The organism is Pseudomonas sp. NPDC086278 (assembly GCF_050280905.1).
GTDB lineage: Bacteria > Pseudomonadota > Gammaproteobacteria > Pseudomonadales > Pseudomonadaceae > Aquipseudomonas.
The window spans coordinates 1-22762 of record NZ_JBNNWE010000099.1; the positions used below are offsets into that span (position 1 = coordinate 1).

The 22762-nt window shown below is 60.7% G+C and carries 22 protein-coding genes and 1 other RNA gene; 4 read left to right on the forward strand and 19 right to left on the reverse strand.

All coding sequences use genetic code 11. The annotated features are described in order from the left end of the window. The 15 genes from ACQKP4_RS23840 to rsmI form a co-directional block, all read right to left on the reverse strand. On the reverse strand, positions 1-665 hold a 665-nt coding region (locus ACQKP4_RS23840), incomplete at its 3' end, for a cell division protein FtsQ/DivIB (RefSeq protein WP_427636160.1). 4 nt (positions 666-669) lie between these two features. Continuing rightward, positions 670-1635 carry a D-alanine--D-alanine ligase gene (locus tag ACQKP4_RS23845; RefSeq protein WP_427636162.1) on the reverse strand — a complete coding sequence of 322 codons (966 nt, stop codon included), beginning with the start codon at positions 1633-1635 and terminating at the stop codon, positions 670-672. Next, positions 1632-3092, reverse strand: coding sequence for a UDP-N-acetylmuramate--L-alanine ligase (gene murC / locus ACQKP4_RS23850; protein WP_427636164.1), 1461 nt, complete (start codon positions 3090-3092; stop codon positions 1632-1634). Before murC ends, ACQKP4_RS23845 begins: the two co-directional genes overlap by 4 nt. Next, positions 3085-4155, reverse strand: a complete 1071-nt coding sequence (gene murG / locus ACQKP4_RS23855; protein ID WP_427636166.1) for an undecaprenyldiphospho-muramoylpentapeptide beta-N-acetylglucosaminyltransferase — start codon at positions 4153-4155, stop codon at positions 3085-3087. The genes murC and murG overlap by 8 nt, the downstream gene beginning before the upstream one ends. Continuing rightward, on the reverse strand, positions 4145-5362 hold the full coding sequence (ftsW, locus tag ACQKP4_RS23860; protein ID WP_427636168.1) for a putative lipid II flippase FtsW: 1218 nt from the start codon (positions 5360-5362) through the stop codon (positions 4145-4147). Before ftsW ends, murG begins: the two co-directional genes overlap by 11 nt. Then, entirely contained in the window at positions 5359-6705 is a 1347-nt protein-coding gene (murD, locus tag ACQKP4_RS23865) for a UDP-N-acetylmuramoyl-L-alanine--D-glutamate ligase (protein WP_427636169.1), read from the reverse strand. The genes ftsW and murD overlap by 4 nt, the downstream gene beginning before the upstream one ends. Positions 6706-6710: 5 nt before the next feature. After that, positions 6711-7790, reverse strand: coding sequence for a phospho-N-acetylmuramoyl-pentapeptide-transferase (gene mraY, locus ACQKP4_RS23870; RefSeq protein WP_427636171.1), 1080 nt, complete (start codon positions 7788-7790; stop codon positions 6711-6713). Then, positions 7790-9157 (reverse strand): UDP-N-acetylmuramoyl-tripeptide--D-alanyl-D-alanine ligase, encoded by a 1368-nt coding sequence (locus tag ACQKP4_RS23875; RefSeq protein WP_427636172.1) that lies wholly within the window; start codon positions 9155-9157, stop codon positions 7790-7792. Before ACQKP4_RS23875 ends, mraY begins: the two co-directional genes overlap by 1 nt. Then, a complete protein-coding gene (locus ACQKP4_RS23880; RefSeq protein WP_427636174.1) occupies positions 9150-10613 on the reverse strand; it encodes a UDP-N-acetylmuramoyl-L-alanyl-D-glutamate--2,6-diaminopimelate ligase in 1464 nt (487 codons plus the stop codon). The genes ACQKP4_RS23875 and ACQKP4_RS23880 overlap by 8 nt, the downstream gene beginning before the upstream one ends. Then, positions 10613-12352, reverse strand: a complete 1740-nt coding sequence (locus tag ACQKP4_RS23885; RefSeq protein ID WP_427636189.1) for a peptidoglycan D,D-transpeptidase FtsI family protein — start codon at positions 12350-12352, stop codon at positions 10613-10615. Before ACQKP4_RS23885 ends, ACQKP4_RS23880 begins: the two co-directional genes overlap by 1 nt. Then, entirely contained in the window at positions 12352-12645 is a 294-nt protein-coding gene (gene ftsL / locus ACQKP4_RS23890; protein ID WP_427636176.1) for a cell division protein FtsL, read from the reverse strand. The genes ACQKP4_RS23885 and ftsL overlap by 1 nt, the downstream gene beginning before the upstream one ends. Continuing rightward, entirely contained in the window at positions 12642-13589 is a 948-nt protein-coding gene (gene rsmH, locus ACQKP4_RS23895) for a 16S rRNA (cytosine(1402)-N(4))-methyltransferase RsmH (protein WP_427636178.1), read from the reverse strand. The genes ftsL and rsmH overlap by 4 nt, the downstream gene beginning before the upstream one ends. Next, the gene (mraZ, locus tag ACQKP4_RS23900; RefSeq protein WP_008147486.1) at positions 13586-14041 is read right to left on the reverse strand and encodes a division/cell wall cluster transcriptional repressor MraZ; all 456 of its coding nucleotides are present in this window, start codon (positions 14039-14041) and stop codon (positions 13586-13588) included. The genes rsmH and mraZ overlap by 4 nt, the downstream gene beginning before the upstream one ends. Before the next feature lie 355 nt (positions 14042-14396). Then, positions 14397-14750, reverse strand: an RNA gene (gene rnpB / locus ACQKP4_RS23905) — RNase P RNA component class A. A gap of 75 nt (positions 14751-14825) precedes the next feature. Then, positions 14826-15731 (reverse strand): 16S rRNA (cytidine(1402)-2'-O)-methyltransferase, encoded by a 906-nt coding sequence (gene rsmI, locus ACQKP4_RS23910; RefSeq protein WP_427636179.1) that lies wholly within the window; start codon positions 15729-15731, stop codon positions 14826-14828. Positions 15732-15907: 176 nt separating this feature from the next. Between rsmI and ACQKP4_RS23915 the strand changes: the two genes are divergently transcribed. From ACQKP4_RS23915 to ACQKP4_RS23930, 4 genes are all read left to right on the forward strand, one after another. Continuing rightward, the gene (locus ACQKP4_RS23915; RefSeq protein ID WP_427636181.1) at positions 15908-17719 is read left to right on the forward strand and encodes a penicillin-binding protein activator; all 1812 of its coding nucleotides are present in this window, start codon (positions 15908-15910) and stop codon (positions 17717-17719) included. Beyond that, positions 17719-18081 carry a YraN family protein gene (locus ACQKP4_RS23920; protein ID WP_007904371.1) on the forward strand — a complete coding sequence of 121 codons (363 nt, stop codon included), beginning with the start codon at positions 17719-17721 and terminating at the stop codon, positions 18079-18081. The genes ACQKP4_RS23915 and ACQKP4_RS23920 overlap by 1 nt, the downstream gene beginning before the upstream one ends. 105 nt (positions 18082-18186) lie before the next feature. Then, on the forward strand, positions 18187-18780 hold the full coding sequence (locus tag ACQKP4_RS23925; protein ID WP_008025961.1) for a phosphoheptose isomerase: 594 nt from the start codon (positions 18187-18189) through the stop codon (positions 18778-18780). Next, complete coding sequence (locus ACQKP4_RS23930) at positions 18777-19355, forward strand: BON domain-containing protein (protein ID WP_427636183.1); 579 nt, start codon at positions 18777-18779, stop codon at positions 19353-19355. The genes ACQKP4_RS23925 and ACQKP4_RS23930 overlap by 4 nt, the downstream gene beginning before the upstream one ends. A gap of 60 nt (positions 19356-19415) precedes the next feature. Here ACQKP4_RS23930 and ACQKP4_RS23935 read toward each other — a convergent pair whose 3' ends face one another. From ACQKP4_RS23935 to ACQKP4_RS23950, 4 genes are all read right to left on the reverse strand, one after another. After that, a complete protein-coding gene (locus ACQKP4_RS23935) occupies positions 19416-19829 on the reverse strand; it encodes a ClpXP protease specificity-enhancing factor (protein WP_427636184.1) in 414 nt (137 codons plus the stop codon). Between the two features lie 16 nt (positions 19830-19845). Then, complete coding sequence (locus tag ACQKP4_RS23940) at positions 19846-20463, reverse strand: glutathione S-transferase N-terminal domain-containing protein (protein ID WP_047303097.1); 618 nt, start codon at positions 20461-20463, stop codon at positions 19846-19848. A 150-nt stretch (positions 20464-20613) separates the two neighbouring features. Further along, positions 20614-21396: a cytochrome c1 gene (locus ACQKP4_RS23945; RefSeq protein WP_427636185.1), complete on the reverse strand. Its 783-nt coding sequence runs from the start codon at positions 21394-21396 to the stop codon at positions 20614-20616. After that, positions 21396-22607 carry a cytochrome b gene (locus ACQKP4_RS23950; protein ID WP_427636187.1) on the reverse strand — a complete coding sequence of 404 codons (1212 nt, stop codon included), beginning with the start codon at positions 22605-22607 and terminating at the stop codon, positions 21396-21398. Before ACQKP4_RS23950 ends, ACQKP4_RS23945 begins: the two co-directional genes overlap by 1 nt. Between the last annotated feature and the right edge of the window lie 155 nt (positions 22608-22762).

Here is a 22762-nt window from a genome sequence, read left to right on the forward strand (position 1 = left end):
CGTTCCACGGCTTGAGCAGGAAGCCGCCGATCCCCGACTGCACGCCGTTGAATCCATTGATCTGGAACGAGGAGTAATACTCGGGAAACTCTTTGCTGGTATTGCTGCATCACTTGCTGTTGCGCCCGTTGTGGGCCGAACAGCTGCGGCAAGTGTTCGTAATTCGCCAGTTCGCGCGGGGTAAACGCCTGACCCTGGTTGTTCAACAGCGATTCATCGCCCCAACGGGCCACCGGCAGTTGTTCTTCCAGGCGGATCACCACTTGATCCGGCCACACCCGACGCACTTCGGCGTGGGCAATCCAGGGCATCTGTTCCAGCTCGGTGCGCAGGCTCGCCAGGTCGATGGTGAAGAAGCTCGACGCCACGTACGGGGCGATCCGCTGCTGCACCGCTTGCTGGCTGATGTAACTCAAATCGCCCTGCACATTGATCTTGGTGATCGGCCGGTCGGCGTACGGCAACAACCGCTGCGCGCCTTCGTAAGTACCGAAGCCCAGCGCCACCAGCAGCACCGGCCAGAACAAGGCTTTGAGAAAACCAAAATTGGCTTTCGGCAGGCGCACGGACATCGGCTCTTTGGCCACCATTCGGCTGGCACCCCGTGGCACCGGTTTGCGACCGGGTGCTGGAGGAGGCTGATGTCTCAGATGAGCGCCTTGCATGGTCTTAACCTCGCGGCCCGTTGTTGCCGACACTGGCGGCCAGAATCGCCAGCACCAGTTGCTGGAAATCCAGACCGGCGGCACGGGCCGCCATCGGCACCAGGCTGTGATCGGTCATGCCCGGCGCGGTGTTGACTTCGAGAAACCAGAACTGCCCGTCGGCGTCCTGCATCACGTCTGCCCTGCCCCAACCGGCGATACCCAGCGCCTCACAGGCTTTCACCGTCAGGTCCATCAGTTCTTTTTCTTTGGCGCTGTCCAGGCCACACGGAATCCGGTACTGGGTATCGGAAGCCACGTACTTGGCGTCGTAGTCGTAGAAGCTGTGCGTCGTGCCCAGGGCAATCGGAGGCAACACCTGGTCACGCAGGGTGGCGATGGTGAACTCCGGACCTTGAATCCATTGCTCGACCAACACTTGCGAATCGTAGGTACTGGCCGCTTTCCAGGCGTCGATCAACTCGAGCGTGGAACTCACTTTGGCCATACCGATACTTGAACCTTCATGGGCCGGTTTGACGATCAAAGGGAAGCCCAGTTCCGTCACCGCCGAAATACAATCGGCCTCCGAGCTCAATACCGCGTGACGTGGCGTCGGAATGCCGAGGCTGTGCCAGACCTGCTTGGTGCGCAGTTTGTCCATCGCCAGCGCCGAGGCCAGAATGCCGCTGCCGGTGTACGGAATGCCCAGGCATTCCAGCAGGCCTTGCATGCTGCCGTCTTCACCGCCACGGCCGTGGAGAATGATGAAGGCGCGGTCGATTTTTTCGCTCAGCAAACGCTGCAGCAAGTCGTCGCCCACGTCGAGGCCGAAGGCATCCACACCAGCGCTTTGCAGCGCTTCGAGCACCGCGTTGCCCGACTTCAAGGAAACCGCACGCTCGGCACTCTTGCCGCCGAACAGCACGGCGACGCGGCCGAAATCTTTCGGCGCGAGGGTGGAGACGAGGTTGGCGTAAGCAGCAGTCATTTCAACTTCCCTACAGTCGGCGCGGCAACGGCGCCCGCGAACAACGGGCTGTTCAACAGTTTTGGGGCGAGACCGCCGATATCACCGGCCCCTTGGCATAACAGGATGTCGCCGGCACGCAGCAATGGCTTGACCAGCGGCGCGAGGTCGACACCCCGTTCGATGTAGATCGGGTCCAACTGACCGCGCTGACGGATGCTGTTACACAATTTGCGGCTGTCGGCGCCCGGGATCGGCTCTTCGCCGGCCGGGTAGACTTCCATCAGCAACAGCACGTTGGCGTCGGCCAGGACATTGACGAAATCGTCGTACAGGTCGCGGGTGCGGCTGTAACGGTGCGGCTGGTAAACCATCACCAGACGGCGCTCCGGCCAGCCACCGCGCACGGCTTTGATCACGGCCGCGACTTCGGTCGGGTGGTGCCCGTAATCGTCGACCAGCATCACGTGCCCGCCGTCTACCGGCAGTTCGCCGTAGACCTGGAAGCGTCGACCGACGCCCTGGAACCCGGACAGGCCCTGAACGATGGCTTCATCGCTGACGCCTTCATCGGAGGCAATGCAAATGGTCGCCAGCGCGTTCAATACGTTGTGGTTGCCCGGCATGTTCACCGAGACATCCAGCGGCTCGCGCTCAGGGCGCAACACGGTGAAGAAGGTCTGCATGCCTTGCTGGCGCACGTTGATCGCGCGCACGTCGCAGTCTTCGCCGAAGCCATAGGTGACCGTCGGACGCTTGACCAGCGGCAGGATTTCGCGCACCACCGGGTCGTCCAGGCACACCACGGCCAAACCGTAGAACGGCAGGTTGTGCAGGAATTCGACGAAGGTTTTCTTCAGCTTGTTGAAGTCACCGTCGTAGGTCGCCATGTGGTCGGCGTCGATGTTGGTGACCACGGCCACCAGCGGCTGCAAGTGCAGGAAACTCGCATCGCTTTCGTCGGCTTCGGCGATCAGGTAACGGCTGGTGCCGAGCTGGGCATTGGTGCCCGCGGCATTCAGGCGACCACCGATGACGAACGTCGGGTCGAGGCCGCCGGCCGCGAACACCGAAGCGATCAGGCTGGTGGTGGTGGTTTTGCCATGCGTACCGGCGACGGCGATGCCGTGGCGATAGCGCATCAGCTCAGCGAGCATTTCGGCGCGTGGCACCACCGGAATCCGGCGCTCCAGCGCGGTGGCCACTTCCGGGTTGGAGGTGTTCACGGCGCTCGACACCACCAGCACGTCGGCGGCGGCAGCGTTCTCGGCACGGTGGCCGATAAAGATGTGCGCGCCGAAGGATTCGAGACGCTCGGTCACCGGCGAAGCTTTCAGGTCGGAACCGGACACTTCATAGCCCAGGTTCAACAACACTTCAGCGATGCCGCACATGCCCACGCCGCCGATCCCGACGAAGTGGATTTTACGGATGCGGCGCATTTCCGGTTGCGGCATGGCTTTTTGATTCTCAACCATGGGCCACCTCCAGGCAGGTATCGACCACGTTACGGGTGGCATCGGGTTTGGCCAGGCGGCGGGCCGCAGTGGCCATGTCATTGAGTCGTTGCGGTTGCATCAGGACCTCTGTCAGGCGTGCGGCTAGATCCGCTGCGCCAGTCGTTCTTTGCGGCATCAGGAAGGCAGCGCCTTCACGGGCCAAATAATCGGCGTTGCGGGTCTGGTGGTCGTCGATGGCATGGGGCAAAGGCACCAGCATCGAGGGCAGACCGGCGGCAGCCAGTTCACTGATGGTCAGCGCGCCTGCGCGGCACACCACCAGGTCGGCCCAGCCATAGGCTTGGGCCATGTCTTTGATGAAAGGCTGCACTTGCGCCTCGACGCCAGCCGCGCGATAGCGCTCTGCAGTCACTTCATCGTGATTTTTGCCGGCCTGATGAAACACTTCCGGACGCAGGTCGACGGCGACTTGCGACAGGGCTTCAGGCAGCAACTTGTTCAACGGTTCTGCGCCCAGGCTTCCGCCCAGGATCAGCAAACGCGCCTTGCGACCGGCCAGGGCTGGTCGCGGTGTATCGAGGAACAGCTCGGTGCGCACCGGGTTACCGGTGGTCCGACGGCTGTCCGACAGGGTAAAGGTGTCGGGGAACGCTTCACAGACTCGGGCGGCCAACGGCACCAGCAACCGATTGGCGGTACCGGCCACGGCGTTCTGTTCATGAACGATCACCGGCACACCGGCCAGTTTCGCGGCGACGCCGCCAGGGCCGGTCACATAACCACCGAAGCCGACCACACACACCGGCCGCAGCTGACGAATGATCGCCCGTGCCTGCCAGATCGATTTGAGCAACATGACCGGCGCCTTGAGCAGGGACAATTTGCCCTTGCCACGCAGACCGCTGGCGTTGATGCGGTGCAGCTCGATCCCGGCCATCGGCACCAGATCGTTTTCGATGCCGCGCGGGGTGCCGAGCCAATGCACGGTGTAGCCGCGAGCCTGGAATTCGCGAGCACAGGCCAGCGCCGGGAACACGTGGCCACCGGTGCCGCCCGCCATGATCAATACGTTAGCGCCCATGGGGTGGCTCCTCGGCGAAGTCACTTTCCTGGAACTCCATCTCTTCACTGCCCAGGTGGGTTCGACTCTCCCACTCGATGCGCAGCAACAAGCCGAGACAGGCACAGCAGATCACCAGGGAACTGCCGCCGTAACTGAGGAACGGCAAGGTCAGGCCCTTGGTCGGCAGCAGGCCGACGTTCACCCCGATGTTGATCAGGAACTGACCAATCCACAGGAACGACAAACCGTAGGCAATGTAAGCGGCGAAGAATTGCTTGGCCTTCTCGGCCCAATACCCGATGTACATGCCGCGAATACAGACGAAGACGAACAGCGCGACGGTGCACAGCGAACCTACCGCGCCCAGTTCTTCGGCCAGCACCGAGAACACGAAGTCGGTGTGGGCTTCCGGCAGGTAGAACTGTTTCTGCACGCTGTTGCCCAGGCCCACGCCCAGCCATTCGCCGCGACCGAACGCGATCAAGGCTTGAGACAACTGGTAGCCGGCACCGAACTGGTCGGCCCACGGGTCGGCAAAGTTGGTCAGGCGCGCCATTCGATACGGCTGCACTTGAATCAACAACACCACCGCCGCGACGGCCAGCACCACCATCAAGGAGAACCGGAACAGCCCGACCCCGCCGAGGAACAGCATCGCCGCCGCCGCACCCATCATCACGACGGTGGCGCCGAAGTCCGGCTCCATCAGTAACAGGCCCGCCATCGGCAGCAGCACGATGAACGGCTTGAAGAAACCCATCCAGCTCTCGCGCACTTCTTTCTGGCGACGCACCAGGTAACCGGCGAGGTAGATCACCACAAACACCTTGGCGATCTCGGACGGCTGAACGTTAAAGAAGCTGAAACCGATCCAGCGCATCGAACCGTTCACTTCGCGGCCGATCCCCGGGACGATCACCATCACCAGCAGACCGAATGCACCCAGCAGCATCAGCCAGCCCAGCCGTTGCCAGGTGGCGATCGGAATCATCATGGTGACGATGCAGGCACCGAGGCCCAGCACGATATAGATCAGGTGGCGAATCATGTAATACAGCGCGCTGCCCGATTGCACCGCCGCCACTTCGGTCGAGGCCGAGGCAATCATCACCAGCCCGAGCCCGAGCAACGCCAGGCAACCGGCGAGCATCGGGAAGTCGAGGTCGATGCCGCGCCCGGTAATGATCGGCGACGGGTACGGCTTGATGATATTTCTCAGGCTCATGCCAGTTCCTCCACAGCGCGGACGAACTGGTGACCACGGTCTTCGTAATTCTTGAACATGTCGAAACTGGCGCAGGCCGGGGACAGCAGCACCGCGTCACCCGGTGACGCAAGGGCGCGGCATTGCGCAACCGCTTCGACCAGCGAATTGACGCGAACCAACGGCACGGCATCGCCGATGGCCTGGCCGATCAGGTCGCTGTCACGGCCCATCAGCACCACGGCGCGGCAGTTGACCGCCACCGGGTCACGCAAATCCTTGAACTCGGCACCCTTGCCATCGCCACCGGCAATCAGTACGAGTTTGCCGTCGATGTCCGCGCCCAGGCCTTCGATGGCGGCCAGTGCGGCGCCAACGTTGGTGGCTTTGGAATCGTTGTAGTAGCTCACGCCGTCCAGGTCGCGGACCCATTGGCAGCGATGTTCGAGCCCGGCAAACGTGCGCAGGCTGGAAAGCATCGCGTCGAATGGCAAGCCGACCGCGTGGCCCAACGCCAAGGCCGCGAGGGCGTTGGACTGGTTATGAGCGCCACGAATTTTCAACTCGCGCACTGGCATCAGGTTCTGAAATTCGAAGGCGAGGTATTTCTCGCCGTCTTCTTCGCGGATGCCGAAGGCCTTGAAATCAGGCTTGCTCAGGCCGAAGGTCCAGCACGGCTGACCTTCACCCATCAGCGGACGGCTCAAGGCGTCCTGACGGTTGACCACGAACTGTTTGGCACCGCGGAAGATCCGGTGCTTGGCCAGGTGATAGGCCGGCAGACCGCTGTAACGGTCCATGTGGTCTTCACTGACGTTGAGCACGGTCGCCACTTCGGCGTTGAGTTGATCGGTGGTTTCGAGCTGGAAGCTCGACAGCTCCATCACGTACAACTCGATGTCATCGCTGAGCAAGTCCAGCGCCGGCGTGCCGAGGTTGCCGCCGACGGCCACGCGCTTGCCAGCCGCAACCGCCATGTCGCCGACCAGGGTGGTGACGGTGCTTTTCGCGTTGGAACCGCTGATCGCGACAATCGGTGCCTTCGCGTGACGCGCGAACAGCTCGATGTCGCCGGACAATTTCACGCCACGGGCAGCGGCAGCCTGCAGGGCCGGGGTTGCCAGCGCCAGGCCGGGGCTCACGTAGAGCTCGTCGGCACGGCACAGGAATTCGACGTCCAGCTCGCCACAACGCACTTCCACGTGCGGATAGTCACGCTTGAGCGTGGCCAGTTCCGGTGGATTTTCCCGCGTATCGGCCACGGCAAACGACGTGCCCCGGTTCGCCAGGAAGCGAACCAGGGACATGCCGCTCTTGCCGAGGCCGACAACGATGCGGAAGTGGTCAGAAGCGATCAGAGACACTCGTTCTACCTCAGCTTCAGGGTGGCAAGGCCAACCAGCACGAGAATCACGGTGATGATCCAGAAACGGACGATCACGCGCGGCTCGGGCCAGCCCTTGAGTTCAAAGTGGTGAATCGGCGCCATGCGGAACACACGACGACCGGTCAGCTTGAAGGAGGCAACCTGAATCACCACGGACAGGGTTTCCATCACGAACACGCCGCCCATGATGAACAGGACGATTTCCTGACGGACGATCACGGCGATGGTGCCCAGCGCCGCGCCCAGCGCCAGCGCGCCGACGTCGCCCATGAAGACCTGTGCCGGGTAGGTGTTGAACCAGAGGAAGCCCAGGCCCGCACCGATCAACGCACCGCAGAACACAATCAGCTCACCGGCGCCCGGCACATAAGGAATCAACAGGTATTCAGCGAATTTCACGTTACCCGACAGGTAGCAGAAAATCCCCAGGCCACCGCCGACCATCACGGTTGGCATGATCGCCAGGCCGTCGAGGCCATCGGTCAGGTTGACCGCGTTGCTCGAGCCGACAATCACGAAGTAGGTCAGGACGATGAAGCCTGCGCCCAGCGGAATGCTGTAATCCTTGAGCATCGGCAGGATCAGCGTGGTTTCTACCGGCGTCGAAGCGGTCTTATAAAGGAAGATCGCCGCCGCCAGGCCAAACACCGATTGCCAGAAATACTTCCAGCGGCTCGGCAAGCCTTTGGAGTTTTTCTCGATCACTTTGCGATAGTCATCGACCCAGCCGATGGCGCCGAACAGCAACGTCACCAACAACACGGTCCAGACGTAGCGATTGCTCAGGTCAGCCCACAGCAATGTGCTGACCCCGATGGACGACAGAATCAGCGCGCCGCCCATGGTCGGCGTGCCGGATTTGGACAGGTGCGATTGTGGACCATCGTTGCGAACGGACTGACCGATCTGACGATTCTGCAAGGTGCGGATCATCCACGGGCCATAGCACAGCGACAAGACCAGCGCGGTCAGCACACCGAGGATCCCGCGCAGGGTCAGGTACTGAAAGACCGCGAAGCCTTTGTAGAACTGTTGCAGATACTCCGCTAGCAGCAGCAGCATTAATGTTTCTCCAGACTGGACCCGCACAAAGCGGCGACGACGTTTTCCATCGCAGCGCTGCGCGAGCCCTTGATCAAAATGGTGGTGTTTTTGTCTTGCTCGGCGCCCAACGCCTTGATCAGCTCCGCCTGAGTGGCGAAGTGCAAAGCGTGCTGGCCGAAAGCGTTCACGGCGTGAGTCATCAGCGGACCGACCGCGTACAGCGCGGACACCTTGCCGCGAGCGTATTCGCCCACATCACGGTGGCCCTGCTCCGCCCAATCGCCCAACTCGCCGATATCCCCGAGCACCAGAACGGTGCGGCCGGAAAAGCCGGCGAGTATATCAACGGCGGCGCACATGGACGTCGGGTTGGCGTTGTAAGTGTCATCGATCACGCGCATGCCGTTGCTGGCCAGTTGCGCGACGGTGCGACCCTTGACCGGTTGCATGGCGCCGAGACCGGTGGCAATGCCGAACAGCGACACGCCCAAGGCATATGCGGCAGCGGCGGCGGCCATGGCATTGGCGACGTTATGGGTGCCGAGCAGGTTCAGTTGAACGCGCTCCACACCGTCAGGACTGTGCAGGTTGAAGGCCGGGCAACCACGAGCGTCGCGGTCCAGATCGCTGGCGTAGAAATCGGCGCTTGGGTTGTTCAGGGCAAAAGTCAGGACTTTGCGCCCGGCAGCGCGGGTCTTCCAGATCGCAAAAGCCTTGTCGTCGAGATTGAGCACCGCGACGCCATCGGCGGCCAGCCCTTCAATGATCTCGCCCTTGGCTTCGACGATTTTTTCCGGCCCGCCAAACTCGCCAACGTGGGCGGTCCCGGCGTTGTTGAGTACGGCCACGTGCGGTTTGGTCATGCCGACGGTGTAGGCAATTTCGCCAAGACGCGAGGCGCCGAGTTCGATCACGGCGGCGGTGTGTTCCGGCGCCAGTTCGAGCAAGGTCAGCGGCACGCCGAGGTCGTTGTTCAAGTTGCCACGGGTCGCCAGTACCGGACCGCGCGTGCGCAGGATGCTCGCGAGCATTTCCTTGACCGTGGTTTTACCGCTGGAGCCGGTGATCGCCGCCACGGGGTGGGTAAACGCGGCACGGTTCAAGGCGCCCAGTTGGCCCAATGCCTGGCGAGTGTCTTCGACCAGCAGTTGCGGCAGCGCGCTGTCGGCGACTTCACGCTCGACCAGTGCCGCCACGGCGCCCTTGCTTGCCACGTCGTTCAAATAATCATGACCATCGAAACGCGGGCCGGTCAGGGCAATAAACAGTTGGCCGGGCTTGATTGCGCGGCTGTCGATGCTGACGCCATCGAACGTGGCATCGGCCAGGATCAATCGGCCGTTCAACGCGCCGGTCAGTTCGCTCAGTTTCAAGGCTTTAAGCATGGGCCACCTCCCACGCGGTCAAGGCGTGATCAGCCTCGACCAGATCGGAGAAACGATGACGCTCGCCGTTGATTTCCTGATAGTCCTCGTGACCTTTACCGGCCAGGACAATCACGTCATCCGCCGCAGCGCCGGCAATCAGTTGGGCGATCGCCTGGCCACGACCAACGACGAACGTGACGTTATCCACAGCCTTGAAGCCGGCGCGGATGTCATCAAAGATCCGCGAAGGCTCTTCGGTGCGCGGGTTGTCATCGGTCACCAGCACGCCGTCGGCCAGACGCTCGACCACTTCCGCCATCAACGGACGCTTGCCGCGATCGCGATCGCCGCCGCAACCGAACAGGCACAGCAAGCGACCCTTGGCGTGTGGGCGCAGGGCCATCAATACTTTTTCCAGTGCATCCGGGGTGTGGGCGTAATCGACCACCACCAAAGGCTGGGTGCCGCCGCCGAGGCGCTGCATGCGACCGACCGGGCCTTCGAGTTTCGGCAGGACCTTGAGGATTTCATCCAGCGCGTAGTCGAGGCCGAGCAAGGCGCCGACGGCGGCCAGCACGTTGCTCAGGTTGAAACGCCCGAGCAAGCTGCTGCGCAAATGGTGCTCGCCCTGCGGCGTGACCAACGTGGCGCGCACGCCTTCGTCATCGAACCGGGCTTCGCGGCAATAGAGGTAGGCGCTGGAATCTTCCAGGCTGTAGGTGATCAAGCGCGACTCACGTTTTTCGGCGGCCAGCTGCCGGCCGAATTCGTCGTCGAGATTGACCACCCGGCATTTCAAATCATTCCAGGCAAACAGCTTGGCCTTGGCTTCGCCGTAGGCCTGCATGGTGCCGTGGTAATCGAGGTGATCGCGGGACAGGTTGGTCATCACCGCCACATCGAATGCCAGCGCAGTGACGCGGCCCTGATCCAGACCGTGAGATGACACTTCCATGGCAACCGCTTTGGCGCCGGCCTTTTTCAGGTCAGCCAGCGTCGCTTGCACCGCAATCGGATTCGGCGTGGTGTGCAGGCCGCTTTCCAGCGCACCGTAGAAACCGGAGCCCAGCGTGCCGACGATGCCGCAGTGCTGACCCAGCAGGTCGAGCGCCTGGGCCACCAATTGCGTCACGCTGGTTTTGCCGTTGGTGCCGGTGACGCCCACCAGGTTCAGATGACGGCTCGGGTCGCCGTAAAAGCGCCCGGCAATGTCCGACAGCTGTGCAGACAGGCCTTTGACCGGAATCAATGGCACGTCGGTGATCGGCAATACAGTGGCGCCTTCGACTTCATACGCCACGGCGGCAGCACCGCGCTGCAACGCATCGGCGATGTGTGCACGACCGTCGAATTTGCCGCCAGGGACGGCGAGAAACAAGTCACCTGCCCGCACGTTACGGCTGTCCAGCGCCAGTTCACGGATCAACAGATCACGGCCAGCGTGGGCGAAAATCTTGTTCAGACTCAGAGACATCAGCCGCGCCCTCCATTGGCTTTCAGCGGAACGACCGGTGTGGCGTTAGCGGTTTGCGTTGGCGGCAGGTTGTCCGGGGTGATGTTCATCAGGCGCAAGGTCCCGGACATCACTTTGCTGAACACCGGCGCCGAGACCAGACCACCGAAGTAGCCAGCCTTGCTCGGTTCGTCGATCACCACCACGATGGCGTAACGCGGATCGCTCATCGGGCCGAAACCGGCGAACAACGAGCGGTAGGAGTTCTCGGCATAACCCTTGGTGCCCACCGACGTTTTACGTGCGGTACCCGACTTGCCGGCCACGTGATAGGCCGGCACTTGCGCACGGAACACACCACGCGGCGCTTCGATCACTTGGGTCAGCATGCCTTGCATGGTTTTCGCCACGGCTTCCGGCAGCACTTGCGTGGTTTGCGGCGCCTTGTCGGTCTTGATCAGGGTCAGCGGCGCGAGGCGACCGTTGTTGGCCAGCGCGGAGAAGGCGTGAACCAACTGGATCGCGGTCACGGAAATACCGTAGCCGTACGACAGCGTGGCGGTTTCCGCCTTGCGCCATTCGCGGTAGTTCGGCAGGTTGCCGACGCGCTCGCCCGGGAAGCCGAGGCCGGTGTCCTGGCCGAGGCCGACTTTCTGCGCCAGGCGGAAAATGGTCTCGCCGCCGATATCGAACGCGACCTTACTCATGCCGACGTTACTGGAGTTGATCAGAATGCCGGTCAGGTCGAGCACCGGGCCTTCGGTCTTGGAGACGTCCTTGATGGTGTATTTGCCAATCTGCAAGCTGCCCGGATACACCTCGACAGTGTCGCTCGGCTTCCAGCGCCCGGTTTCAATCGCGGCGCTCATGGAGATGGCTTTCATGGTCGAACCCGGTTCGAACACGTCGATCATCGCGCGGTTGCGCATCATCGCCGGTTGCAGGTTGCGACGGTTGTTCGGGTTGTAGGTCGGCTGGTTGACCATGGCGAGGATCTCGCCGGTCTTCACGTCCATGATCACCAGGCTGCCCGCCTTGGCGCCATTCTCGATGATCGCGTTACGCAACTCGCGGTTGGCCAGATATTGCAGGCGCAGGTCAATGGACAACGCCAAGGGCTTGCCGGCCTTGGCGTTTTTGGTGACCTGGACATCCTTGATGAGCCGGCCGCGTCGATCCTTGATGACCTGGCGCTTGCCGGCGACACCGGCGAGCCATTCGTCGTAGGCCAGTTCGACACCTTCACGACCGTGGTCATCGATGTCGGTAAAGCCGACCATGTGCGCCGTGACTTCACCGGCCGGATAGAAACGGCGGAACTCTTCGATGCCGTAGACGCCTGGCACTTTCAGGTCGAGCACCGACTGGCCTTGCTCGGGGGTCAACCCGCGCACCAGGTAAATGAATTCCTTGTTGGCCTGGGCTTCGAGACGCTCGGCCAGGGCTTTGGGGTCTTGCCCCAGCGCTGCCGCCAGTGCCGGCCATTTTTCCTTGGCCAGTTGCATTTCCTTGGCGTTGGCCCACAGCGTAGTGACCGGCGTACTCACGGCCAATGGCTCGCCGTTACGGTCGGTGATCAGACCACGGTGAGCCGGAATAGGAATGTGCCGAACGCTGCGCGCATCGCCCTGGCCTTTAAGGAAGGCACGGTCGACGACTTGCAGATCGATGATGCGCCAGCAGATCGCCACCACCATGACGCCGAGCAAACCCAGCACCAGGCGAAACCGCCATGGGAACAGTGCGCCTTCGAGTTTCATCATGGCGCCACCATCTGCACTTCAGCGGCGCCAGGAATGCGCATCTTCAGTTGCTCGGTGGCCAGGACTTCGATTCGGCTGTGCGCGGTCCAGGTGCTCTGTTCGAGAATCAACCGGCCCCACTCCGCCTGCGCCTTGTCGCGCACGCTCAGCTCGTTGTACAGCGAGTTCAGCAACTGGCGGTTCCAGTGGGCGCTGTACGACACGCCGATGGCCGACACGAGCACGCCAACAAACAGCAGCAGCATCAAAAAGCTTCCGCCAGGAAGTGGCTTGGCGAAAAGCTTGCTCACCGCAGCTTCTCCGCGACGCGCATGACGGCGCTACGGGAACGTGGGTTGGCTTTGAGTTCGGCGTCGGAGGCCGTCTGCGCTTTGCCATGGACTTTGATGAACGGTTCGAAAGCGACGTGACGGACCGGCAGGTTGCGCGGCAGGTTGTCGGCTTCGCCTTTCACCAGCTTGCGCATGAACAGTTTGACGATGCGATCTTCCAGCGAATGGAAACTGATGACGACCAGACGACCGCCGACTTCCAGGCATTCCAGCGCGGCTTCGAGGCCGGCTTCCAGATCGCCCAGCTCGTTGTTGACGTGAATACGCAGGCCCTGGAACGCACGGGTTGCCGGGTTCTTGCCCTTTTCCCACGCCGGGTTGGCGACTTTCAGGACTTCAGCCAGATCCGCGGTGCGCTCGAACGGCTTGATGTCGCGACGCTCGGCCACGGCACGGGCCATGCGCCCGGAGAAACGTTCTTCGCCGTATTCCTTGAACACGCGAGCAATTTCTTCGGCGGGCGCGGTGTTGACGAATTCGGCAGCGCTGATCCCGCGGGACGGGTCCATGCGCATGTCCAGCGGGCCGTCGTTGAGAAAACTGAAGCCGCGTTCAGGGTCGTCGAGCTGCGGCGAAGACACACCCAGGTCAAGCAAGACACCGCTGACCTTGCCGTGCAGGCCGCGCTCCGCGACTTCCGAACCGAGTTCGGCAAAGCTGCGTTGCACAACGACAAAGCGGCCGTCTTCGGCCGCTAGCGTTTGCCCGGTGGCAATCGCTTGAGGATCTTTGTCGAATCCGAGGACTCGACCATCAGGACCGAGCAGGCTGAGAATCAACCGGCTGTGCCCGCCGCGCCCGAACGTGCCGTCCAGATAGCAGCCATCAGGACGTACGGCGAGAGCCTCAACGGCTTCGTCAAGCAGTACGGTGATGTGGTTAAAGCCGCTATCAATAGTCACAGGATCAAATCACGCAGTTCATCAGGCATCGCGCCCGGTTGTTGAATAGCAGCCAGGTCAGCGGCAGAAACCGCATCCCAGGCATCCTCGTCCCACAATTGGAACTTGTTCAGTTGGCCTACCAACATCGCGCGCTTATCCAACTTGGCATATTCACGAAGACGCGGCGGAACCAGAAAACGACCACTGCCATCGAGCTCGAGGTCGACGGCATTACCAATCAGCAAGCGTTGCAGGCGGCGGTTCTCTTCGCGAAGCGAAGGCAGTGCGCGCAGTTTGGTTTCGATAATTTCCCACTCATCGAGCGGGTAGACACACAAACATGGATCAACGGCATCAATTGTCACGATTAACTGACCGGAACTACGCGAAACGAGCTCGTCACGGTACCGGCTCGGCATAGCGAGACGGCCCTTTGCGTCGAGACTGATAGCGTTAGCTCCGCGAAACACGTCAGCGTTTCTCCAAATATTATCGTTTTACGCTCAAAAAACCCACTTCATGCCACTTTCCGCCACTTGCGCACACTATAGGAATGCGGCCACCGCACCGTCAAGGCGCGGATTAAAGGAAAACCCTTACAGAACTGAGATTTAGGAGCGTAGGAGGAGGTGTTACGAGAATCTGACGCGTCAATTCAGTCGATAACTTGAGACAGCACTGGAGGCTGCGCTCGAAAGTTAAAGTAGTTTGTTAAGAGTAAGATTTTTTCGGTATTACGAAAGTGCTTCTGCTGATGATTTTGCAAGGAGGGAAATGGCTACTATCAGCGTCCCGCTCAGCGATTCAAACGGGAGGGGGAAAAAGGTGGAGAGTCGATCTGTAAGCCGGGTTCTGTCTTGAACAGTCATTCGTCTACGATGGCCATCACTGGACATCTTTAGCAACCTACCCGGTCCCAGCGCGGGCCACGCCTTGGGACCCTATTTGGTCTTGCTCCAAGTGGGGTTTACCTAGCCACGAACTGTTGCCAGACGTGCGGTGCGCTCTTACCGCACCTTTTCACCCTTACCGGCGCCGAAGCGCTTAGGCGGTTATTTTCTGTGGCACTTTCCGTAGGCTCACGCCTCCCAGGCATTACCTGGCACTTCGCCCTATGGAGCCCGGACTTTCCTCCCCCCCCTAATTTTCATAGAGGGCAGCGACTGTCCGATCGACTCTCCGCCGCGAAGGTTAACGGCAGAGCGGCCGAAGAACAAGCGCTAAACGCCTTTGGCCCCCCCTGCACGTCGGGTTTTATTCGCCCTTCTGCTTATCCAGCGCGACCTGATAAAGCACATTCTTGCGCTCGCCGGTAATTTGCGCCGCCAACGCCGCTGCCCGCTTGAGCGGCATCTCTTCAAGCAACAGGTTGAGGATGCGCATGGCCTCGCTACTAACAGCGTCTTCAGTCTCCGGCACCGACCACCCAGCCACCAACACCACGCACTCGCCCCGCTGCTGATTGCTGTCCGACTCGACGAACTCGCGCAACTCGGCCAACGGCAAGCCTTTGAGGGTTTCGAAGGTTTTGGTGATTTCACGGGCCAGCAACGCCGGACGCTCGCCCCCGAACACCAGCTCCATGTCCTGCAGGCATTCCAGGATGCGGTGCGGCGCTTCGTAGAAAATCAGTGTGCGCGGCTCTTCCTTTACCAGCTCCAGTCGAGCACGGCGACCGACAGCCTTGGCCGGCAAAAAGCCTTCGAAGATAAACCGGTCTGACGGCAAGCCGGCGGCAGACAGCGCTGCGATCAACGCGCAGGCTCCGGGAACCGGCACCACATTGATCCCCGCAGCACGGGCCTGTCGCACCAGGTGATAGCCGGGATCGGAAATCAGTGGGGTGCCGGCATCGGAGATCAGCGCGACATCATCGCCCGCCAGCAAGCGCGTAATAAAGCGACTACCTTCATCTCGCTCGTTGTGTTCGTGACACGCTGCCAGCGGCGTCGCAATACCGAAGTGCTGCATCAGACGCTGGGAGTGACGCGTGTCTTCGGCGGCAATCAACGCGACGTCGCGCAGGATCTTCAGCGCACGCGCACTGATGTCGTCCAGGTTGCCGATGGGCGTCGCCACCACATAAAGCGAGCCAGCAGCGGAATTCAAAGCACCTGGAGCAGTCAAAGCGCACACCTCATGATGGGTAAAAGGCGACATTGTAGCGCGTAGCGGCACTTGCGATACGCCTCGCCCGCCCCCGGCTTTGCAGGCGTTTGTGCAGCGCCGCAACATTTGCACGAGCTAAATTGATCGATTCACGCCAGTAACATCGCGCCCCGGCCAGTGCTTGGGTACAATTCCACGCTAATTTGATCGAGTATCAGGAACACTACATGATCGCTTGCCTGCGGCTGTTCACTGCCCTCTGCCTCGCTGCCTTGCTGGCGGCTTGCGCCAGCTCGCCCTCTTCCAGCCTTGGCGAACTTCCACGGACCCCGGATGCCAGTATCGAGCAACTGCTCGAACAGGCGGCTAAAAGCCAGGACCCGCAAAAAGCGGCTCTGTTGCGCCTGAGCGCGGCAGACCTCGCTTACCACCAGGGGAATGCCGGCCAGTCCGCGCAAATCCTGCAGCAGGTTCCCCTGGAAACACTCAAGCCCGGCCAACAAGTATTCGCCAGTACGCTGGCGGCAGAATTGGCCATGACCCGCAATCAGCCGAAAGCGGCGCTGACGGCCTTGAGCCATCCGAGCCTGCAACGCCTGGGTGAGCTGCCGGTCGAGCAGCAGATCCGCACCGGCACCGTTCACGCCCGCGCCCTCGAGGCCGATGGCCAGACCCTGGCCGCCGCACGCGAGCGCATCTTCATCGCGCCGATGCTCAGCGGTGAAGCGGCCAGCAAAAACCACGAAGCCATCTGGACCCTGATCGCCTCGCTGCCAACCGACCAACTGCAACCCAGCACTTCCGATGACCTCGGCGGCTGGATGGGCTTGGCGCTGGCGGTGAAAACAGCCGGCACGCTGGAGCAGCAACAAGCGGCGATCGACACCTGGCGCGCGCAAAACCCGAAACACCCGGCGGCCATTCAACTGCCGTTGCCACTGACCAAACTCAAGGAGCTGGCCAGCCAGCCCCTGAGCAAAATTGCCCTGCTGTTGCCGCAGGACGGTCCACTGGCTTCGGTCGGCAAGGCATTGCGCGACGGGTTCATGGCTGCGCACTACCAGGCACAACAAGCCGGACAAAAGCCACCCGCCATCGTTTTCTATGACAGCTCGAAGCTGACGTCGATGGACGAGTTCTATCGCAAGGCTCAGGCCGATGGCGTGCAACTGGTGGTAGGCCCGCTGGAAAAGCCGCTGGTCAAGCAACTCAGCTCGCGTCCGCAACTGCCGATCACGACCCTCGCGCTGAACTACAGCGAAGGTGAACAAGGCCCGGCGCAACTGTTCCAGTTTGGCCTCGCCGCTGAAGACGAAGCTCGCGAAGTGTCGCGCCGCGCACGTGCCGACGGCCTGCATCGCGCCGCGATCATGGTGCCGAAAGGTGAATGGGGCGATCGCGTGCTGAGAGCCTTCAGCCAGGACTGGCAAGCTAACGGCGGTACCATCGTCGCCACCGAACGCGTTGATCAGCCGGTGCAACTGGCCCAGCAGATCGCCGATATGTTCCAGCTGCGCCAGAGCGAAGGTCGCGCCAAGAGCCTGCAAAGCACCGTGGGTTCGCAGGTAGCCGCCCAGCCTTCGCGTCGTCAGGACATCGATTTCATCTTCCTGGCCGCGACCCCGCAGCAGGCTCAACAGATCAAACCGACCCTGAATTTCCAATACGCAGGCGATGTGCCGGTCTACGCCACTTCCCACGTGTTCAGCGCCAGCGGCGACGTCAATCAATACAACGACATGAACGGCATTCGCTTCTGTGAAACCCCGTGGTTGCTGGACGCCAATGATCCGCTGCGCAAACAGGTCACCGCGCAGTGGCCACAAGCCGGCGGCAGCCTGGGTCGTTTGTACGCAATGGGCGTCGATGCTTATCGTCTGGCGCCTCGCCTGGGCCAACTCAAGGCCCTGCCGGACAGCCGCATCGAAGGCCAGTCGGGCAGCCTGGGCATGGCTCAGAACCAACGCGTTGTGCGCCAGTTGCCATGGGCGCAGTTCGTCAACGGCCAGGTTCAACGCCTGCCGGACACCTCGCGCTAATGCCCGACAGGTCACGCCAGCAAAGCGGTAAAGATGCCGAGCGCCACGCGCTCGAGCATCTGCAACAACAAGGTCTGCGCCTGCTGGCGCAGAACTGGTTGTGCAAGCGCGGCGAGCTTGATCTGGTCATGCTTGATGGCGATACAGTAGTATTCGTCGAAGTCCGCTACAGAAAAAACACCCAATGGGGTGGCGCACTCGATAGCATCGACGGGCGCAAACGGCAGAAGCTGATATTCGCCGCGCAGTATTTTCTTCAGCGCGAGTCGCGTTGGGCCAATTCCCCATGCCGCTTTGACGTGGTTGCCATCGACAGCAACCTCGATCAGTTGAACTGGTTGCAGAATGCCTTCGACAGCTGATCACCCGCGCGCCGAACCGGACACCTTCACCCGACACTTTTGCTCTTTGCTTTGCGGGCTGCACATTACTTGTGCCAAGTAGCCGCGCTAATTAAGGTCACACAGATGGACATGCAATCCCGAATTCGCCAGCTTTTTCAGGCCAGTATCGACACCAAGCAAATGGCGATGGACGTACTTGCACCGCACATCGAGCAAGCAAGCCAAGTGATGGTCAACGCCTTGCTCAACGAGGGCAAGATGCTCTCATGCGGCAACGGCGGCTCCGCCGGTGATGCCCAGCATTTTTCGTCAGAGCTGCTGAACCGGTTCGAGCGTGAGCGCCCGAGCCTGCCAGCCATCGCGCTGACCACCGACAGTTCGACGATCACCTCGATCGCCAACGATTACAGCTACAACGAAATCTTCTCGAAACAGATTCGCGCCCTGGGCCAGCCGGGTGACGTGCTCCTGGCAATCTCCACCAGCGGCAACTCGGCGAATATTATTCAAGCGATCCAGGCCGCACATGATCGCGAAATGATTGTCGTAGCATTGACCGGTCGCGATGGCGGCGGCATGGCGTCGCTGCTATTGCCCGAAGACGTCGAGATTCGCGTACCGGCCAATGTCACCGCACGTATTCAGGAAGTCCACCTGCTGGCGATCCATTGCCTTTGCGATTTGATCGACAGCCAATTGTTCGGGAGTGAAGAATGACCCCTAATCGCCTAGGCCTTCTGGCCTTGACCCTGTGCCTCGGCATCAGCGGCTGCACCTCGGTGGTTAACGCCAGCCGGGAAGCGCCGATTGAAGACGATCGCGGTACGCGCACCTTCGGCAGCAAGATCGACGACTCCCTGATCGACACCAAAGTCGGCGTGAACGTCGCCAAGGCCGACCCGGCCCTGGACAACGACTCGCACATCGTCGTCACCAGCTTCAACGGCGTGGTGCTGCTCGCCGGGCAAACGCCTACCGCTGAACTCAAGGCCAAGGCCGAGCAGGCTGCCTCGGCCGTCCAGCGCGTGAAGACGGTTCACAACGAACTGCAGGTGCTGCCACCGTCCGGCTTCCTTGCTCGCCAGAACGACACTTGGCTGACCTCCAAGATCAAGACCCAGATGCTTACCGATCCGAACATCCCGGGCTCGCGCATCAAAGTCGTCACCGAGAACGGGATCGTGTATTTGCTGGGTCTGCTGACCAAGCAGGAAGCCGCTCAAGCCACCAACCTGGTGCAGAGCGTTTCCGGCGTGCAGAAGATCGTGAAGCTGTTTGAGTACATCGACTGACACTTCCCCTGCAGGACACACAGTAATAAAAAAGGCGATCCTTGCGGATCGCCTTTTTTATTACTTCACCACCTTCAAACTCGGTCGACCGCTGGGACGCGGCGGCTCGGTATCGGGTGGCGGCAGATCGTCATCTTGCTCAACCCCTTCATCGCCTTCCATAGGCGATTCCAGATCGAACACCATGCCCTGACCATTCTCCCGGGCGTAAATGCCCAGAATCGATGCGATAGGCACGTACAAGGTGTGTGGCACGCCACCGAAGCGACCTTCGAAGCTCACCGCATCGTTGTCCATGTGCATATGGCGCACGGCAGCCGGCGATACGTTCAGGACAATCTGTCCGTCACTGGCAAAACCCTGAGGCACCTGCACCGACGGATACTCGGAATTGACCAGCATGTGCGGGGTGCAATCGTTGTCCACAATCCACTCGTAGAGCGCACGGACCAGATAAGGTCGACTGGAGTTCATAGCGGCTCCTTAAGCCTTAGCGCATATCGCGTTCGACACCAGACAGACTCGCCTGGAAAGCCTCACGCGCAAACGAGCGCTCCATGTAATCAAGCAACGGCTTGGCAGGCCGCGGCAGTTCAATACCCAAAATCGGCAAGCGCCAGAGTATTGGTAATAGGCAGCAATCCACCAGACTTTGTTCCTCGCTGAGGAAAAACGGCTTGTCGGCAAACAGCGGCGACACGCCGGTCAGGCTTTCGCGCAGTTCTTTACGAGCGACGACGCGGGCGGCTTCCTTGGACTTCGGATCCAGGATCAGATCCACCAGCCCACACCAGTCACGCTGAATGCGATGAATCAGCAGACGACTGTTTGCACGCGCCACAGGATAAACCGGCAGCAATGGCGGGTGCGGGTAACGCTCATCCAGATATTCCATCACCACGGTCGACTCCCACAACGCCAGGTCACGATCGACCAGGGTGGGCAGGCTTCCGTAAGGGTTCACCTCAATCAGTTTAGGCGGCTGGCGACCAGCTTCCACGTAAATGATCTCGGCGCTGACACCCTTCTCTGCAAGTACGATGCGTACTCGGTGGGAATAGTGGTCGGCGGGGTCGGAGTAACAGGCCAACCGATTGGTCACGCCCATGGCGGTCCTCCTCGCTTGTAGAAATTATCGGAAACGGAAAAACGCGCGCGCCCAGAGGACGCCTCCCGTAACGCCTGGATCACCAGGCTCGTTACACCTTCAGAGACGCCCCTGGGCGCGCGCGATTAACAGCAATTACTTACAGCGTTATCAATGGACATCTTTCCAGTATTCGCGCTTGAGCAGGTAAGCGAATACGAAGAAGAACGCCAGGTACAGCAACACATAGGTACCGATGCGCTGATGCTGCAGCTTCACCGGGTTGGCCGAATAGGCCAGGAAGGTTACCAGATTCTTGACCTTCTCATCGAACTGCTCTGCGTTCAGCGTGCCGGTTTTCGGCAATACGGTCAGTTGATCGCACGCTTCATGGGTCAAAGGCGTGCCTGTCAGCGGATCGTATTGTTTCTTGCCGTCTTCGACGATTTGAACCTGTTTGCAGCCTACCACCTGACGACCTTGCAGGCCGACCAGAACGTTCGGCATGCCGACGTTCGGGAAAACCTTGTTGTTCACGCCCCAAGGACGCGACGGGTCTTCGTAGAACGAATGCAGGTAACCGTAAAGCCAGTCGGTACCACGAACGCGAGCCACCAGGGTCAGATCCGGCGGTGCCGCACCGAACCAGGCCTTGGCGTCAGCCGGTTGCATGCCGATGCTCATGTGGTCGCCGATCTTGGCACCGGTGAAAACCAGGTTCGAGAGCATCAAGTCGTGAGGGATGCCCAAGTCATCGGCAACACGCTCGTAGCGCTGGAACTTGGCGCTGTGGCAACCCATGCAATAGTTGGCAAACGTACGTGCGCCGTCCTGCATGGCCGCTTTGTCAGAAACGTCGATATCGACTTTTTCCAGCTCCGGACCACCGTGTTCGGCCGCGAACGACAACATTGGCAGTGCAGCAAGCATCAATACAGCAAATAGCTTTTTCATCAGCCAGTCACCCTTTCCGGAACCGGTTTGGTCTTCTCGAGCCTGGTGTAGAACGGCATCAGAATGAAGTAGGCGAAGTACAGGAAGGTACACACCTGCGACAGCAACGTACGCTCAGGGGTCGGGGCCAATACGCCCAGTACACCCAGGATCACGAACGAGATGCAGAACACCCACAGCCAGATTTTGCTCAGCCAGCCTTTGTAGCGCATCGACTTGACCGGGCTACGGTCCAGCCACGGCAGGACGAACAGCACGGCGATGGCCGCGCCCATGGCGATAACCCCCAGAAGCTTGTCCGGGATCGCCCGCAAGATGGCGTAGAACGGGGTGAAGTACCAGACCGGAGCGATGTGCTCTGGGGTCTTGAAGGCGTTCGCCACTTCAAAGTTCGGCTTCTCGAGGAAATAACCACCCATCTCCGGGAAGAAGAACACGATCGAACAGAAGATGAAGAGGAACACCACCACGCCGACGATATCTTTCACGGTGTAGTACGGGTGGAAGGCAATGCCGTCCAGTGGCACGCCGTTTTCGTCTTTGTGCTTCTTGATGTCGACGCCGTCCGGGTTGTTCGACCCGACTTCGTGCAGCGCCAGAACGTGCAGCACCACCAGACCCAGAATCACGATCGGCAGGGCAACCACATGCAAGGCGAAGAAGCGGTTCAGGGTAATACCGGAAATCAGGTAGTCACCACGAATCCACTGGGTCAGGTCGTTACCGATGACCGGGATCGCACCGAACAGCGAGATGATCACCTGGGCGCCCCAGTAGGACATCTGGCCCCACGGCAGCAGGTAACCCATGAAGGCTTCAGCCATCAGCGCCAGGTAGATCAGCATGCCGAAGACCCACACCAGCTCACGCGGCTTCTGGTACGAACCGTAGAGCAAGCCACGGAACATGTGCAGATAAACCACGATGAAGAACGCCGAAGCGCCGGTGGAGTGCAGCAGACGCAGGATCGAGCCGTACTCGACGTCGCGCATGATGTATTCGACGGAAGCAAACGCTTCTTCCGCCGACGGGGTGTAGCTCATTGTCAGCCAGATACCGGTGACGATCTGGTTGACCAGAACGAGCAGTGCCAGGGAGCCAAAGAAATAGAAGAAGTTGAAGTTCTTCGGGGCGTAATACTTGCTGAGATGGTCTTCCCACATTTTGGTGGCGGGGAAGCGTGCATCAACCCAATCCATGAACTTGCTCATCACGCTTTCTCCGTATCGACGCCGATGACAATGATCTCGTCGGTCTCATAGGAATGCGGGGGTTGAATAGCCCGGTGCAGCACCTTATATACCCCGCAGTACGCTACATCTTTAGCATGAGGAGACTTCTACAACCATGATGCGCATCCTGCTGT

Excerpts from the sequence above, each read along its gene's own strand:
- ACQKP4_RS23940 (WP_047303097.1), bottom strand. The coding sequence starts at position 20,463 with ATGGGCGTGACCAATCGGTTGGCCTGTTACTCCGACCCCGCCGACCAC.
- mraY (WP_427636171.1), bottom strand. The coding sequence starts at position 7,790 with ATGCTGCTGCTGCTAGCGGAGTATCTGCAACAGTTCTACAAAGGCTTC.
- ftsW (WP_427636168.1), bottom strand. The coding sequence starts at position 5,362 with ATGAGCCTGAGAAATATCATCAAGCCGTACCCGTCGCCGATCATTACC.
- murC (WP_427636164.1), bottom strand. The coding sequence starts at position 3,092 with ATGGTTGAGAATCAAAAAGCCATGCCGCAACCGGAAATGCGCCGCATC.
- ACQKP4_RS23950 (WP_427636187.1), bottom strand. The coding sequence starts at position 22,607 with ATGAGCAAGTTCATGGATTGGGTTGATGCACGCTTCCCCGCCACCAAA.
- murG (WP_427636166.1), bottom strand. The coding sequence starts at position 4,155 with ATGGGCGCTAACGTATTGATCATGGCGGGCGGCACCGGTGGCCACGTG.
- ACQKP4_RS23880 (WP_427636174.1), bottom strand. The coding sequence starts at position 10,613 with ATGTCTCTGAGTCTGAACAAGATTTTCGCCCACGCTGGCCGTGATCTG.
- rsmI (WP_427636179.1), bottom strand. The coding sequence starts at position 15,731 with ATGTCGCCTTTTACCCATCATGAGGTGTGCGCTTTGACTGCTCCAGGT.
- ACQKP4_RS23920 (WP_007904371.1), top strand. The coding sequence starts at position 17,719 with ATGCCCGACAGGTCACGCCAGCAAAGCGGTAAAGATGCCGAGCGCCAC.
- ACQKP4_RS23935 (WP_427636184.1), bottom strand. The coding sequence starts at position 19,829 with ATGAACTCCAGTCGACCTTATCTGGTCCGTGCGCTCTACGAGTGGATT.
- ACQKP4_RS23925 (WP_008025961.1), top strand. The coding sequence starts at position 18,187 with ATGGACATGCAATCCCGAATTCGCCAGCTTTTTCAGGCCAGTATCGAC.
- ACQKP4_RS23845 (WP_427636162.1), bottom strand. The coding sequence starts at position 1,635 with ATGACTGCTGCTTACGCCAACCTCGTCTCCACCCTCGCGCCGAAAGAT.
- ACQKP4_RS23885 (WP_427636189.1), bottom strand. The coding sequence starts at position 12,352 with ATGAAACTCGAAGGCGCACTGTTCCCATGGCGGTTTCGCCTGGTGCTG.
- ACQKP4_RS23875 (WP_427636172.1), bottom strand. The coding sequence starts at position 9,157 with ATGCTTAAAGCCTTGAAACTGAGCGAACTGACCGGCGCGTTGAACGGC.
- ACQKP4_RS23930 (WP_427636183.1), top strand. The coding sequence starts at position 18,777 with ATGACCCCTAATCGCCTAGGCCTTCTGGCCTTGACCCTGTGCCTCGGC.
- ACQKP4_RS23945 (WP_427636185.1), bottom strand. The coding sequence starts at position 21,396 with ATGAAAAAGCTATTTGCTGTATTGATGCTTGCTGCACTGCCAATGTTG.
- ACQKP4_RS23915 (WP_427636181.1), top strand. The coding sequence starts at position 15,908 with ATGATCGCTTGCCTGCGGCTGTTCACTGCCCTCTGCCTCGCTGCCTTG.